This window comes from Microbacterium sp. SYP-A9085 (genome assembly GCF_009649635.1).
In the GTDB taxonomy this organism is placed as follows: Bacteria; Actinomycetota; Actinomycetes; order Actinomycetales; family Microbacteriaceae; genus Microbacterium.
In genome coordinates this window covers 933,606-947,596 of record NZ_WJII01000001.1, presented here as the reverse complement: position 1 = coordinate 947,596, position 13,991 = coordinate 933,606, and the positions used below count along the sequence as shown (strand labels likewise).

The window sequence follows — 13,991 nt, the reverse complement described above, 5'->3', positions numbered from 1 at the left end:
GGACCACTCTGCACGCACACCACCCCTGGGTAGGCTGGCGGCATGCGGACCCGCGCCGATATAGCCTGCTGGCTCACCGATATGGACGGCGTGCTCGTCCACGACAACCACCCCATCCCCGGGGCGGCGGAGCTTCTCACCCAGTGGCGCGAACGCGACATCCCATTCCTGGTGCTCACGAACAACCCGATCTTCACCCGCCGGGATCTGTCGGCGCGGCTTGCGCGCTCGGGGTTGGATGTCCCGGAGGGCCGGATCTGGACGTCGGCGCTGGCGACGGCACAGTTCCTGAAGACGCAGATGCCCGGCGGGTCGGCGTTCGTGATCGGCGAGGCCGGACTGACGACGGCGCTGCACGAGGCCGGGTTCATCATGACCGAGACCCAGCCGGACTATGTCGTGGTGGGCGAGACGCGCCAGTACTCGTTCGAGGCGATCACGCAGGCGATCCGGTTCATCGAGGCCGGCGCCCGGTTCATCATCACGAACCCGGACGTCACCGGCCCCACCCCATCCGGCATAGTGCCGGCCACCGGATCGTTCGCCGCGCTGATCACGAAGGCGACCGGCCGCGAGCCGTACGTGGTCGGCAAGCCGAACCCGATGATGTTCCGCTCCGCGATGAACCAGATCGGCGCGCACTCCGAGAACACCGGCATGATCGGCGACCGGATGGACACCGATGTCATCGCCGGCATCGAGGCGGGCCTGCACACCGTGCTCGTGCTCACCGGCATCAGCGATCGCGCCGAGGTCGAGCGGTACCCGTTCCGGCCCGACGAGATCGTCGACTCGGTCGCGGACCTCGTGGCCACATGAACGCGTTCGAGCAGGCCCTGCTCTACGCCGTCACCGCCCTGGTCCTGGCCGGCACCCTGGTGATCTTCGTCATCCAGTACCTCCGCCACCGCGACTGACCCCGTGAGGTGGCGCGAATGGCGGGAATTCCGGTGGCGATAGCGACCATTCGCGCCACCTCACGCGGCCGGGGTCAGGGGCGCAGGATGAGCGCGGCGGCGCCCACCAGAGGGCCCTCCCCGTGCAGGCCGGTGCGCACCACCCGCGCCGAACCCGCGTACGGAAGGACGGCGGCGGACCGCAGCGCCTGCGCGACGAGGTCGATGTAGTCGTCCGCGACCCGGGAGAACCCGCCGCCGACGGCGATCACCTCGAGGTCCAGGAGCACGGCCACATCGGCGAGCGCACGACCCACCGCCCCGGCCGACCGCTCGATCGCCGCCCGGGCGACGCGGACCCCGGATGCCGCGGCCCGCGCGAGCTCCTCTCCGGTGCGGCCGTCCCAGCCCTGCTCCCGCGCCCACACGACGCTGGCGGGTCCGGACGCGACCTCCTCCAGTGTGAGGTCGCCCTCGGCGTGCATCTGCCCGAGGTGCCCGGCGTTCCCGGTGCTGCCGGAGAGCAGGGTGCCGTCGACGATGAACCCGCCGCCGATTCCTGTCGACACGACGAACGCGAGCGATGCGCGAGATCCGCGGGTGGCCCCCACCCACGATTCGGCCAGGGCGAGGCATCCACCGTCGTGCCCCAGGGAGACCGGGATGTCGCGCCATCCCGCGGCCGCGGCCGCGTCGGCGACAGCGTCCTTCAGCGGCATCCCGTGCAGGCTCGGCATGTTGACGGGGGCTATCGTCCCTGCGGCGTGGTCGATCGGGCCCGCACTGCCGATGCCGACGCCCCGCACGCCGTGCACGCCCTCCGCGCCGTGCGCCACCGCGGCGACGACCCGCACCAGCGCATCGCACAGCGCCTCCCGGGTCGCATCGGATCCGGTCGGCTGCCGGTGCCGGGTGCCGGGCACCACGGCGCCGGACGCGTCGACGAGGGCGGCCTCGACCTTCGTTCCGCCCAGGTCGACGGCGAGTGCGAGCTCGGTCATGACGGCTACGACTTCACCGATCCGCTCATCAGCCCGCCGATGAAGTACTTGCCGAGGATGATGTACACCAGCAGCGTGGGCAGCGAGGCTATCAGCGCGCCGGCCATGGATGCGCCGTAGTTCGACAGTTGCGCGCCCTGCGACAGGTTCACCAGCGACAGCGACACCGGCCCCTGGTTCGCATCGGACAGGAACAGCGCGAACAGGTAGTCGTTCCAGGCCGACGTGAACTGCCAGATGATCGTGACCACGAACCCCGGCAGCGACAGCGGCAGGATGATCCGCCAGTACGAGCCGAGCATGCCGGCGCCGTCGACGCGGGAGGCCTCCATCAGCTCGGTCGGCACGCCCTCGTAGTAGTTGCGGAAGATCAGGGTGCAGATCGGCAGACCGTAGATGATGTGCACGATCAGCAGGGTGAGGATGTTGCTGGGCATCCCCAGCGCCGTCTTCATCTGCACGAGCGGCACCATGATCGCCTGATACGGGATGAACATGCCGAACAGGATCATCGTGAACACGATGTTCGCGTACGGGAACTTCCAACGCGACAGCACGAAGCCGTTCATCGAGCCGAGCGTCGCGGAGATGATCGCCGCGGGGATCGCCAGCAGGAACGTGCGGCCCAGGGGCACCGCGAGGGTGTCCCAGGCCATCGCCCAGTTGTCGAGGCCGGTCGTCCCGTCCGGCCCCGCTTGCCACGGCCAGCGGGACGGCCACGCCCACGAGGTCGTCGCGCTGACATCGGACGGCGGCTTCAGACTCGTCACGATGAGCACGTACACGGGCATCAGCACGATGACCACGAACAGCACGAGGATGACGTACTTAGCGGTGCGACTGACGCGGCGCCGCGTCCGGTGGCTGGTGGGGGCGCCGGTGCTCACATCGACGCGGCGCTCGATGCCGGTGGTGACGGTCATCGCCCGCCCTTCCTCTCCGCGCGGGCCGTCGAGATCAGATACGGCACGATGAAGATGCACACCAGCAGCAGCAGGACCGTCGCTATCGCGGACGCCTTGCCGTACTCACCGCCGGTGAGCGCCACCCACATGTAGGTGGCGGGGACCTCGGTGATGTACACCGGGCCGGTGATCGCCATGATCAGGTCGAACACCTTCAGAGACATGTGCGCGACGATCACGAGCGCGGACAGTGCCACCGGGCTCAGCTGCGGGAAGATCACGTGCCGGTACAGCTTCCACTCGCTCGCGCCGTCCACGCGGGCGGCCTCCCGCAGCTCCTCCGGGATGCCGCGGAATCCCGACAGAAACAGCGCCATCACGTATCCGGCGAGCTGCCAGATCGCGGGCATCGCCATCGCGGCCATGCCCCACAGCGGGGCATTGTACCAGTCGTTCTGCAGGCCGCCCAGTCCGACGGACTGCAGGAGCCGGTTCAGTCCCGAGGCCCGGTCGTCCTTCGCGGAGCTCAGCAGCCAGCGCCAGACGACACCGGACGCGACGAAGGACACCGCCATCGGGAAGAGGTAGATGGAGCGGAATCCACCCTCGGCGGTGACGCCCTTGTCCAACATCCACGCCCACAGGAAGCCGAACAGCATGGTGCCGACCATGAAGAACACGGTGAAGATGCCGAGGTTGGCCAGCGAGTGCAGGAAGCGCTGCTCGGTGAGCAGGTCGGTGAAGTTCTGCAGCCCGACGAATTGGGATGCCGACAGTGCCGAGTCCTTCGTCATGGCGGTGCCGACGTTCACGCCGATCAGGACGTACACGAAGATGCCCAGCAGCACGATGGTCGGGGAGATGAGCAGCAACGGCGGTCCCCAGTTGCGAATGCCCTTGCGCATCGATGTCCTCCTTGACGTGAGGATCCGCACGGGATGACGCAGGATCCGCGTCATCCCGTGCGGATGATGTTATTACTTGCCGAGGCCCTTTGTCTGAGCCTGGACGAGCGCGCTCTGCAGGGCGCCAGCGTCCTTCGTCGAGACGTACTGGCCGATCGCGGACGTGATGTCGTTGAGCCAGGAGACCTTCACCGCGGCGCCGTGGGCCAGCGAGCTGACCACGGTGTCCTTGGCGAACGAGGCCATCGCGCCCTGCTGGTAGGCCGGGTAGTCCGACGCGTTGGCGTCGGTGCGCGCGGGGATCGAGCCCTTGGCGAGGTTGAACGCCTTCTGCCCGTCAGCCGAGCTGATCGTGCGCAGCCAGTCCTTCGCGGCGTTGGCGTGCGGCGCCCCGACGGGCAGGGTGAACGAGTCGGCGAGGAAGTCGAACGTGCCGTCGGTGCCCGGCGTCGGCCACGTCGTGTACTCCTTGCCGTACGTCTTGGCCTTCGCGTCGAACTCGGCCAGCGCCCAGTCGCCCATCACGTTGTACGCGGCCGTGCCGTCGATGACCATGTCGGTCGCGACCGGCCAGTCCTGACCAGTGCCGTCGGTGTTGGCGTAGGCGAGCAGCTTGCCGTAGTTGGCGATCGCCTTCGTGACCTCGGCCGAGTCGAACTTCGTGTCACCCTTCCACAGACCCTGGTAGCCGTCCGCGCCGAGGGTGGACAGGAGCACGTTCTCGAACAGCTGCACCTGGGTCCAGTCGGTGGCCACCGACAGCGGCGTAGCGACGCCCGAGTCCTTCAGCTTCTTCATGTCGGACAGCCACGCGTCCAGGTTCGCCGGCGCCTTCGTGGGGTCGATGCCGGCCTTCTTGAGCAGGTTGTTGTTCACCCAGACGACGTTCGCGCGGTGGATGTTGCTGGGGACCGAGTAGATCTTGCCGTCGACGGTGAGGCGGTCCAGCAGCGTGGACGGGAACACGTCGGTCAGCTTGTTCTCCTTGTAGAAAGAGCTGAGGTCCTCGAGCTTGTTCGCCTCGATGTAGTCGGTGAGCTCAGCACCGGCGTGCGCCTGGAACGAGTCCGGCGGGTTGTTCGCCTTCAGGCGCGAGGCCAGGGCGTTCTTCGCGTTCGAGCCCGCGCCGCCGGCGACGGCCGCGTTGACGAACGTCACATCGGGGTACTGCTGGTCGAAAACCTTGACGAGCGCGTCCAGGCCGGTCTTCTCCGAGCCGGATGCCCACCAGGTGAACACCTCGACCTGGTTCGGGTCGCCGCCCTTGTCGCCCCCGGCCGAGCCGCCGGCGCAACCGGCGAGCGCGAGCCCGGCGACTGCCAGACCGGCGACCGCTGCGAGTGCTTTGCGCATGTGATCCTCCATTGGATGATGGAGCCCGCTCTTAGCAGGCCCTCGGTGTCATCGATGAATGACAGCCAATATGAAAACGTTGCCAAGCGCAAGATGTGCCGGTCGCGGCATACCGACCTGTGACCGAATCGTGACCGCGAGCGGGGTGGGTGCGAGGCCTGCGACACGCGCAGCCGAGTCGTGTCGCACAAATGGCGACATTCCGGTCTCGTAGGTCGCATCTTCTGTGACACCATCCGGACCGCGTCGCACAATCCGCGGCATCCGGCCTCCCGAGGCCGCACGTTCTGCGACACGCACAAGACCGCGTCACACAACTGGAGACATCCCGGCTCTGCATGCCGCGCCTTCTGCGACGCGCGCTGGAGCGTGTCTCAGAACTGGCGACATCCCGGTCTCGTAGGCCGCCACTTCTGCGCCACGGAGAGGTGGACGTCGGGACCGTGGCAGCAACGCTCGGTGGCGGCGACTCCTGGAGCGACCGCATCTTCTGCGACGCGGCCCGGAGCGTGTCGCACTTCTCGCGACGTCGGTCCTGGACGTGGCGCACGTTGTGTGACACGCGCCGGAGCGTGTCACACAGGCGGCGGCATCCCGGCTCCTGGGCCGCATGTTCTGCGACACGCACAAGACCGCGTCACACAATCGGCGGCATCCCGGCTCCGTAAGCCGCATCTTCTGTGACACGCACCATCCGCGAACGTGACCTGGGTACCACGCGCGGGCGGATGTCAGGAGACCGGCACCGCCGCGACGGGCGGCGACATCTCGCCCGACCCGCGCTCCGCGAGCCGGGTCCCGAGGATGATGCGCTGCGTCGGGCCCGTGCGGCCCGCGATCCGGCTGAACAGCAGGTCGGCGGCGGCGCGTCCGATGGCCTCCGGATCCTGCACGATCGTTGTCGTCGGCGGCGTCATCAGCACCGCGAGGTCGAAGTCGTCGAAGCCGACAAGGGCCAGGTGAGTCCCCAGAAGCCGCTGCGCCCCGAGGACCGCCTTCGTCGTCCGCCCGTTCGTCGAGAAGATCGCCGTGGGCGGATCCGGCAGTCGCGACAGCTCCAGCAGCGCTTCCGTGCAGACATCCACTTCGTCGTCGACCGAGACCACGAGCGCGCGGTCGGCGGGCAGTCCCACCTCCGCGAGGCCCCGGTAGTACCCGGCTTCGCGCCGGGCGGATGTGTACCGGCCGGAGATGTGCGCGAAGCACGCGATGCGGCGGTGCCCGGCGCGGTGGAGATGACGCACGGCGCCGGCGGCTCCGCCCTCGTTGTCGACCACGACGAGGTCGACATCCATGCCCGTCGGCGGTTGGTCGACGAACACTATCGGGGTGCCCGCGCGCCGCTCCTCTTCCAGGAACGTGAGGTCGGCATCCTCGGGCGCGACGAGGATGAGGCCGTCCAGCCGCCGCTGCAGCAGTCGCCGGATGATGCGCTCCGCCTCCTCCGGATCGTCGGTCACGGATGCCACGAGCACGAGCTGATCGCGAGCTCGCGCCCGCTCCTCCACACCACCGACAAGCGCCGAGAAGAACGGGTCCGAGATGTTCGTCACGACCATGCCAATCGTCGCCGACGTCCCGGTGCGCAGGGTGTGCGCGAAGTCGTTGCGGCTGAAGTTCAGCTCCCTCACCGCGCGCTCGACGGCGCGCACTTTGGCGGGGGCCACACCGGGCTTTCCGGACACGACGCGCGACACCGTGGACAGGCCGACGCCCGCGCGGGCGGCGACGTCCTTCATCGTCGCGCGGCGCGATGCGGGCTCGTTCGTCGGTGCGTCATCCATGGCGGTCCGATCCTGGCTTTTTGGCAACGTTACCGGATCTGGATCGTGCCGCGGGTCTATTGCGGACCCAAGCCGAGATCGTCGAGGTCGATCGCTGCCAGCCACTGCAGCCCGGCAGCCTCCACGGCGGCCTGCGCACCTGTGCGACGGTCGACGATCACCGCCACGGCGACCGGCTCGGCGCCCTCCCGGCGCAACGCCTCGACGGCCTTCAGCGCGGACTGGCCGGTGGTCGAGGTGTCCTCCACGACGACGACGCGTTTGCCCGCGACATCCGCCCCCTCGACCTGACGACCGCGGCCGTGGTCCTTGGGCTCCTTGCGCACGACGAATGCGTCCAGCGGCTGGTCGGTGCGCGCCGACTCGTGCATCACGGCGTTCGCAATCGGGTCGGCGCCGAGGGTCAGCCCACCGACGGCGACGATGCCGTCGATATCCCCGATCAGGTCGAGGATGATCCGGCCGATCGCGGGGGCCGCGCGGTGGTCGAGCGTGAGCTTGCGCATATCGACGTAGTACGTCGCCTTCTTGCCGCTGGACAGCGTGAAATCGCCGTGGAAGACGGCCTCCGCGGTGATCAGCCGAATGAGGGCCTGCCGGTCGGCTTCGAGCGCGGGCGTGGATGCGGCGGTCATGGCGTCGAGTCTACGGGGGCGGCATCCGGCGCCCGAGCGCGGCAGGCGGCGCTGAGAACCGCGTCGATCTCGACGCCGCAGGCCGCGAATCTCGGATCCGGGCCGGCTCGGGCGAGGAGATGGGACGAGGCGAGGACCGGATGCCCCGAAAACATCCTCGCCCGGGCGAATCTCCTCGGCTCGACCGAGGGGCGGGCGGGGGCGGGTCCCGAGCAGCAGGACCCCGAGCAGTCAGGATCCGGATGAGCTCCGAACGGACAGGCTGCACCGCGGGGCCTTCTCCGCCGCGAAGATCTCGCGATTCTTTCCGACCGGATCGCCGTAAAGCGGCCGGATACCTCCCCGCCGCGCCCCTATAGTCGGTCGCACCGACGTCCCGCGGGCCCCGCGGCAAGACACGAGAACACGGAGCTCATTGATGCGCATCGGCATAGTCGCTGAACCGACCGGCGAGAATCGCGTCGCCGCCACCCCGGCCACCGTCGCGAGGATCCGCAAGCTGGGCTACGACGTCGTCGTCGAATCCGGCGCCGGTGCGGCATCCTCCTTCCCCGACGCCGGGTACGCCGAGGCGGGGGCCCAGGTGGTGGACGGGCCGGATGCCTGGGCCAGCGACATAGTGCTGAAGGTGACCGCACCCGTCGACGACGAGATTGCGCGCCTGCGCCCAGGCTCGACGCTCGTGGCCGTGCTGAGCCCGGCGCTGCGCCCCGAGCTCCTGGCCACGCTGGCGGCCCGCGGCGTCACGGCGCTCGCGCTGGACGCTGTGCCACGGATCTCGCGGGCGCAGTCGATGGACGTGCTCAGCTCGATGGCGAACATCGCCGGGTACCGCGCGGTCGTGGAGGCCGCACACGAGTTCGGCCGCTTCTTCACGGGCCAGGTGACCGCCGCCGGCAAGGTGCCGCCCGCGCAGGTCCTCGTCGCCGGCGCCGGCGTCGCCGGGCTCGCCGCGATCGGCGCCGCGTCGAGCCTGGGCGCGGTCGTGCGCGCGACCGACCCCCGCCCCGAGGTGGCGGACCAGGTGCGCTCGATCGGCGGCGAGTATCTGCCCGTGGATGTCGCGGTCGAGCAGTCCACGGACGGCTACGCGAAGGCCACGAGCGAGGCCTACGATGCCCGCGCGGCCGAGATCTACTCGGAGCAGGCGCGCGAGGTCGACATCATCATCACCACCGCGCAGATCCCCGGCCGGCAGGCGCCACGCCTGATCACCGCCGCGGATGTGGCGAGCATGAAGCCCGGCAGCGTCATCGTCGACATGGCGGCCTCCGGCGGCGGCAACGTCGCCGGATCCGTCGCCGGCGAGCGCACCGTGACGGCAAACGGCGTGATCATCCTCGGGTACTCCGACCTCGCGGGACGCCTTCCCGCGCAGGCGTCGCAGCTGTACGGCACGAACCTCGTCAACCTGCTGACCCTGCTCACTCCCGGCAAGGACGGGCAGCTGACGATCGACGACGACGACATCGTCCAGCGCGCTGTCACCGTCACCCGGGACGGCGCGGTGACCTGGCCTCCCCCGCCGGTGCAGGTCTCGGCCGCCCCGCCGCAGGCGCCGGCTCCGGCATCCGCGCCACCGGCCCCGAAGCCCAAGCGCACCCTGTCCCGCCGCGGACGGCTCGGGCTCATCATCGTCGGCTTGGCGGCGCTGTTCGCCGTCTGCGCGGTCTCACCGCCGCCGCTCCCGCAGCACTTCCTCGTGCTGACCCTCGCAATAGTGGTCGGCTTCTACGTCATCGGCAACGTCGCACACGCGCTGCACACACCGCTGATGAGCGTGACGAACGCCATCAGCGGCATCATCGTGGTCGGCGCGATGGGGCAGCTGGTCGTCCCCAACCTGACGGTGCAGATCCTCGCCGCGATCGCCGTGCTCGTCGCCAGCATCAACGTGTTCGGCGGCTTCTCCGTGACCCGGAGGATGCTGTCGATGTTCGTGAAAGAACCGGCCGTCGAGGGCAAGGGGCTGTCCCGATGACCGCGGTCGGCATCGCCGGCGCCGTCGCCGGCGGGGCGTACATCGTCGCCGCGCTCCTGTTCATCCTCAGCCTCGCCGGCCTCAGCCGCCACGAGCGCGCCCGCGGCGGCGTCGTCTACGGCATGGCCGGCATGGCCATCGCCCTGATCACGACGCTGTGGCTCATGCTTGAGAACGCATGGGGCACGGCATCCGCGCCCCTCGGCCTCACGTTGCTTATCGTCGCCGTCGTGATCGGCGCGGCGATCGGACTGTGGCGGGCACGCACCATCAAGATGACCGGGATGCCGGAGCTGATCGCCCTGTTCCACAGCTTCGTCGGACTCGCCGCGGTCCTCGTTGGCTGGAACGGCGCGCTGCACGCCGAAGGCATCCCCGCGAACCTGCAGGGTGTGCACCACGCCGAGGTGTTCATCGGCGTGTTCATCGGCGCGGTGACGTTCACCGGCTCCATTGTCGCGTACCTGAAGCTGTCGGCGAAGATGTCGTCGCGTCCGCTGATGCTGCCCGGCAAGAACCTGCTCAACGTCGGGGCCCTCGTCGTGTTCGTGGCGCTGACGGTCTGGTACGTGATCACCCCGCAGCTGTGGCTGCTCGTCGTGGTCACCGCGCTCGCCCTCGCGCTCGGCTGGCATCTGGTCGCCTCGATCGGCGGCGGCGACATGCCGGTCGTGATCTCGATGCTGAACAGCTACTCGGGCTGGGCGGCGGCGGCCGCCGGCTTCCTGCTGAACAACGATCTCCTGATCGTCACCGGAGCCCTCGTCGGCTCCTCCGGTGCGTACCTGTCGTACATCATGTGCAAGGCCATGAACCGCTCTTTCATCTCCGTGATCGCCGGCGGGTTCGGCATCGAGGCGCCGGCGAAGAAGGGCGAGGAGGAGCACGGCCAGCACCGGGAGACGGATGCCGCGGCCGTGGCCGAGCTGCTCGAATCGGCGTCCAGCGTCGTGATCACCCCCGGCTACGGCATGGCCGTCGCGCAGGCCCAGTACCCCGTCGCCGACCTCGCCCGACGCCTGCGCGAACGCGGCATCCGGGTGCGGTTCGGCATCCACCCGGTCGCCGGGCGCCTGCCCGGGCACATGAACGTGCTGCTGGCCGAGGCCAAGGTGCCGTACGACATCGTCCTGGAGATGGACGAGATCAACGATGACCTCGCCGACACCGACGTGGTGCTCGTGATCGGCGCGAACGACACCGTGAACCCGGCGGCCGCCGAGGACCCCGGCAGTCCGATCGCCGGGATGCCGGTGCTGCGCGCGTGGGAGGCGCGCAACGTCGTCGTCTTCAAGCGGTCGATGGCATCGGGTTACGCGGGCGTCGCGAACCCCCTGTTCTATCGCGACAACACGCAGATGCTGTTCGGCGACGCGAAGGAGCGGGTGCAAGACATCCTCGCCGCTCTGTGAGCTGCGCGGGATGCCGGTGGGATGAGCTTCCCGCCGGCATCCCGCTCCGCGAGACATCCCCCAACTCCGCGAAGCATCCCCCAACTCCGCGAGACATCCCCCAACTTCGCGAAGCATCCCTCAACTTCGCGAGGCATCCCTCGGGAAGGCGAAGCGGAGCGGGGTAGCGTGGGCGGCAGTACTGCGATGAAGGAGGACGGGATGTTCGAGTACGACCCGTATGCGGAGCTGGCACGGTTGAAGGACTTCCCCCTCATGACGCTGACCAGCGCGGATGTCGAGGACGGGCAGCCGCTGCCGAAACAGTGCTGGGGATCCGGCGCGGGCGGAGCCGACCGATCGCCGCAGCTGCGCTGGACCGGTGCGCCCGCAGGCACCCGCAGCTTCGCCGTGTCGTGCTTCGACCCCGACGCGCCCACCGGGTCCGGATTCTGGCACTGGGCGGTGTACGACATCGACCCCGCGACCACCGAGCTCGCGGCGGATGCCGGAAACGGCGCCGCCGGTTCCCTTCCCCCCGGCGCCGTCACGCTCCCCAACGAGGCGCGCAGTGAGCGGTACATCGGCGCCGCACCACCGGCCACCACCGGCGTGCACCGGTACTTCTTCGTCGTCGACGCCCTGGACGTGTCGCACCTGGACATCGCGCCGGGGTCCACGCCGGCCGTTCTCGGGTTCAACCGGCACTTCCACAGCCTCGCCCGCGGCATCCTCGTCGCCACCGCGTCGGTCGACTGAGAGCGCCCGCGAGGCCGCCCGGCGGCGAGAACGGTGTCCGCGGCGGCCAATAGGCTGGATGCCATGCGCCTGGCCACCTGGAACGTGAACTCGATCCGCACCCGCGTCGCCCGCACCGTGGAGTTCGCCGTCCGCGAGCACATCGACGTGCTCGCGATGCAGGAGATCAAGTGCCGTCCCGACCAGTTCCCGTACGGGCCGTTCGAGGACGCCGGGTACGAGGTACACGCGCACGGCCTGGACCAGTGGAACGGCGTCGCGATAGTGAGCCGGATGCCGGTGACCGACGTGCAACTCGCCTTCCCCGGCATGCCGGGCTTCGCGAAGGGCGTCGAGGGCCCCGACCAGCCGCAGGAGGCCCGCGCGATGAGCGCCCTCATCGACGGCGTCCGCGTGTGGAGCCTGTACGTGCCCAACGGACGCGCGCTCGGCGACCCGCACTACGCCTACAAGCTCGACTGGCTGGCCGCCCTGCGCACCCACGTCGAGGACGAGCTGACCCGCCGCCCCGGCCTGCCGATGGCCCTCGTGGGCGATTTCAACATCGCGCCGACCGCCGCCGACAACGGCGACCCCGCCGTGGTGGAGGGATTCTCTACGCACGTCTCCGGGCCTGAGCGCGATGCGTTCCGCGCCCTCGAGGAGGCGGGGCTGTCCGACGTCGTGCGTCCGCTGGTGCCCACCGGGTTCACGTACTGGGACTACAAGCGGCTGCGCTTCCCCCGCAACGAGGGCATGCGCATCGACTTCATCCTCGGATCGTCCGCGCTCGCGGATGCCGTCACCGGGGCATCCATCCACCGCAACGAGCGCAAGGGCGAGATCCCCAGCGATCACGTTCCGGTGGTCGTCGACCTCGACCTCGCCGGCGAGGACGACGAGGACGTCCCGATGATCTTCGGCTGACGCGCGTCAGGCGGTCATATCGCCGGTGGTCGGCTCACCGGCGGGCGCGTAGCGCAGCTGCACGGTGCCGGACTCGGACGGGGCGGATGCGCCGACGAGCCGGAGCTTGGCGGGCGCCGTCCCCTCGGGGAACACCTTCTTCCCCTCGCCGAGCACGACGGGATACACCCACAGCACGAGCTCGTCGTACAGCTGGCGGTCCAGCAGCGTGTGCGCGAAGTCGATGCTGCCGATCACGTGCACGCTGCGGTGCCGCGCGCGCAACGCGTCGACCTCGGCCGCGATGTCCGGGCCGAGCAGGCTGCTGCCCTGCCAGTCCAGGCGCGGCGTTCCGCGGCTGGCGACGTACTTCGGCACCGCGTCGAACAGGCGCCCGATCGGCCCCTCCGGCCCTTCGGTGTGATGCGGCCAGTACGCCGCGAAGATGTCGTACGTGCGGCGGCCGAGCAGCAGCGCGTCCAGTTCTGCCATCCCCGCCTCCACTTGGCGACCGACGGTCACATCGACCAGCGGGGCCTGCCAGCCGCCGAAACGGAATCCGCCGGTGACGTCCTCCTCGGGCCCGCCCGGGGCCTGTGCGACGCCGTCGAGCGTGGTGAACAGGTCGATGACGATACGACCGGTCATGCGATCCTCCTCTCGTCGTCCGGTGCCCGGCGAGCCGCGCGCCCGGGGGACAGGGTGACGAAGGTGCGCGTGGTCATGTCGGCTGCTTGCCCCCGGTGCGCTCCGCACGCAGACTCGCAAAGAACGCCTGCATCGTCAAGGCCTTCTTGCGACACGGCGAAGGGCCGGAGGCGCGCCTCCGACCCTTCGCGTTCATCGCTCACGCGGCGGCGGCGGAATCCTTCGCGTCGCCGTCCGCGTAGCGGGCGATCAGCGCGGTGAACGCGTCCAGGTAGGAGCGCAGGAAGTCCGCGGTGCCGTCGTTGGCCACCGAGCCGTCCTCGCCGAACAGATCCGGCGTGGACTGGATGTAGCCCTCGGGCTGGCCCAGCGTCGGTGCGTTGTAGTGGCTGAGGATCGCCTTCAGGTGCTGCTGCGCGGCGGCGGTCGAGATCGGGCCGCCGGAGGTGCCGATCACCGCGGTGGGCTTGCCGTCGAACGAGCCCTGCCCCCAGGGACGCGCCGCCCAGTCCAGCGCGTTCTTGAGCACGCCCGGGATCGACCGGCTGTACTCGGGGGTCACGATGATGACGCCGTCCACGTCGGCGATGGCCTGCTTGTAGGCACGCGCGGCCTGCGGGTAGTCCGCGTCGTGATCGGGCGAGTAGAAGGGCAGGTCCGCGATCGGGATCTCCACCAAGCGCACGCCCTGCGGTGCGAGCCGGGCCAGGGCGGTCGCGAGCCGCCGGTTCAGGGAGGTGCTGGAGATGCTGCCGACGATGTAGCCGATCGTGTACTGGGTCACGGTGGAGGATTCCTGTTCTTGAACGTGTCGTTGCGGTCATTGCGGCGCGCGGAGGCGGCCCCGA

General features: G+C 69.5%; 13 protein-coding genes. 5 read left to right on the top strand and 8 right to left on the bottom strand.

The genetic code is table 11. The annotated features are described in order from the left end of the window. Positions 1–42 precede the first annotated feature (42 nt). Positions 43–819, top strand: coding sequence for an HAD-IIA family hydrolase (locus tag GH740_RS04550; protein ID WP_153744810.1), 777 nt, complete (start codon positions 43–45; stop codon positions 817–819). A 172-nt stretch (positions 820–991) separates the two neighbouring features. On the opposite strand, the gene GH740_RS04545 is transcribed toward GH740_RS04550, so the two are convergent. The 6 genes from GH740_RS04545 to pyrE all read right to left on the bottom strand — a co-directional run bounded on the left by GH740_RS04545 (position 992) and on the right by pyrE (position 7,479). After that, entirely contained in the window at positions 992–1,897 is a 906-nt protein-coding gene (locus tag GH740_RS04545) for an ROK family protein (protein WP_153744809.1), read from the bottom strand. Between the two features lie 5 nt (positions 1,898–1,902). After that, complete coding sequence (locus tag GH740_RS04540; protein ID WP_153744808.1) at positions 1,903–2,820, bottom strand: carbohydrate ABC transporter permease; 918 nt, start codon at positions 2,818–2,820, stop codon at positions 1,903–1,905. Then, complete coding sequence (locus GH740_RS04535; RefSeq protein WP_153744807.1) at positions 2,817–3,707, bottom strand: carbohydrate ABC transporter permease; 891 nt, start codon at positions 3,705–3,707, stop codon at positions 2,817–2,819. Before GH740_RS04535 ends, GH740_RS04540 begins: the two co-directional genes overlap by 4 nt. A gap of 72 nt (positions 3,708–3,779) precedes the next feature. Further along, complete coding sequence (locus GH740_RS04530; protein ID WP_153744806.1) at positions 3,780–5,060, bottom strand: ABC transporter substrate-binding protein; 1,281 nt, start codon at positions 5,058–5,060, stop codon at positions 3,780–3,782. A 731-nt stretch (positions 5,061–5,791) separates the two neighbouring features. After that, positions 5,792–6,844, bottom strand: a complete 1,053-nt coding sequence (locus tag GH740_RS04525; RefSeq protein ID WP_153744805.1) for a LacI family DNA-binding transcriptional regulator — start codon at positions 6,842–6,844, stop codon at positions 5,792–5,794. 56 nt (positions 6,845–6,900) lie between these two features. Further along, positions 6,901–7,479: an orotate phosphoribosyltransferase gene (gene pyrE / locus GH740_RS04520; protein ID WP_153744804.1), complete on the bottom strand. Its 579-nt coding sequence runs from the start codon at positions 7,477–7,479 to the stop codon at positions 6,901–6,903. A 415-nt stretch (positions 7,480–7,894) separates the two neighbouring features. Here pyrE and GH740_RS04515 point away from each other — a divergent pair, with 415 nt between their 5' ends. The 4 genes from GH740_RS04515 to GH740_RS04500 all read left to right on the top strand — a co-directional run bounded on the left by GH740_RS04515 (position 7,895) and on the right by GH740_RS04500 (position 12,516). Continuing rightward, positions 7,895–9,460 carry a Re/Si-specific NAD(P)(+) transhydrogenase subunit alpha gene (locus GH740_RS04515; RefSeq protein ID WP_153744803.1) on the top strand — a complete coding sequence of 522 codons (1,566 nt, stop codon included), beginning with the start codon at positions 7,895–7,897 and terminating at the stop codon, positions 9,458–9,460. Further along, the gene (gene pntB / locus GH740_RS04510) at positions 9,457–10,872 is read left to right on the top strand and encodes a Re/Si-specific NAD(P)(+) transhydrogenase subunit beta (RefSeq protein WP_153744802.1); all 1,416 of its coding nucleotides are present in this window, start codon (positions 9,457–9,459) and stop codon (positions 10,870–10,872) included. Before GH740_RS04515 ends, pntB begins: the two co-directional genes overlap by 4 nt. Before the next feature lie 201 nt (positions 10,873–11,073). Then, on the top strand, positions 11,074–11,610 hold the full coding sequence (locus GH740_RS04505) for a YbhB/YbcL family Raf kinase inhibitor-like protein (RefSeq protein WP_153744801.1): 537 nt from the start codon (positions 11,074–11,076) through the stop codon (positions 11,608–11,610). A gap of 63 nt (positions 11,611–11,673) precedes the next feature. Beyond that, positions 11,674–12,516 carry an exodeoxyribonuclease III gene (locus tag GH740_RS04500; RefSeq protein ID WP_153744800.1) on the top strand — a complete coding sequence of 281 codons (843 nt, stop codon included), beginning with the start codon at positions 11,674–11,676 and terminating at the stop codon, positions 12,514–12,516. A 6-nt stretch (positions 12,517–12,522) separates the two neighbouring features. On the opposite strand, the gene GH740_RS04495 is transcribed toward GH740_RS04500, so the two are convergent. Together GH740_RS04495 and GH740_RS04490 are read right to left on the bottom strand one after the other, a co-directional pair. Continuing rightward, positions 12,523–13,143, bottom strand: a complete 621-nt coding sequence (locus GH740_RS04495; protein ID WP_153744799.1) for a dihydrofolate reductase family protein — start codon at positions 13,141–13,143, stop codon at positions 12,523–12,525. Positions 13,144–13,342: 199 nt separating this feature from the next. Beyond that, complete coding sequence (locus tag GH740_RS04490; protein ID WP_367640626.1) at positions 13,343–13,927, bottom strand: NADPH-dependent FMN reductase; 585 nt, start codon at positions 13,925–13,927, stop codon at positions 13,343–13,345. Between the last annotated feature and the right edge of the window lie 64 nt (positions 13,928–13,991).

Bases quoted from the DNA above. Each gene is read 5' to 3' on its own strand.
- GH740_RS04550 (WP_153744810.1), top strand. From the start codon at position 43: ATGCGGACCCGCGCCGATATAGCCTGCTGGCTCACCGATATGGACGGC.
- GH740_RS04545 (WP_153744809.1), bottom strand. From the start codon at position 1,897: ATGACCGAGCTCGCACTCGCCGTCGACCTGGGCGGAACGAAGGTCGAG.
- GH740_RS04540 (WP_153744808.1), bottom strand. From the start codon at position 2,820: ATGACCGTCACCACCGGCATCGAGCGCCGCGTCGATGTGAGCACCGGC.
- GH740_RS04535 (WP_153744807.1), bottom strand. From the start codon at position 3,707: ATGCGCAAGGGCATTCGCAACTGGGGACCGCCGTTGCTGCTCATCTCC.
- GH740_RS04530 (WP_153744806.1), bottom strand. From the start codon at position 5,060: ATGCGCAAAGCACTCGCAGCGGTCGCCGGTCTGGCAGTCGCCGGGCTC.
- GH740_RS04525 (WP_153744805.1), bottom strand. From the start codon at position 6,844: ATGGATGACGCACCGACGAACGAGCCCGCATCGCGCCGCGCGACGATG.
- pyrE (WP_153744804.1), bottom strand. From the start codon at position 7,479: ATGACCGCCGCATCCACGCCCGCGCTCGAAGCCGACCGGCAGGCCCTC.
- pntB (WP_153744802.1), top strand. From the start codon at position 9,457: ATGACCGCGGTCGGCATCGCCGGCGCCGTCGCCGGCGGGGCGTACATC.
- GH740_RS04505 (WP_153744801.1), top strand. From the start codon at position 11,074: ATGTTCGAGTACGACCCGTATGCGGAGCTGGCACGGTTGAAGGACTTC.
- GH740_RS04500 (WP_153744800.1), top strand. From the start codon at position 11,674: ATGCGCCTGGCCACCTGGAACGTGAACTCGATCCGCACCCGCGTCGCC.
- GH740_RS04495 (WP_153744799.1), bottom strand. From the start codon at position 13,143: ATGACCGGTCGTATCGTCATCGACCTGTTCACCACGCTCGACGGCGTC.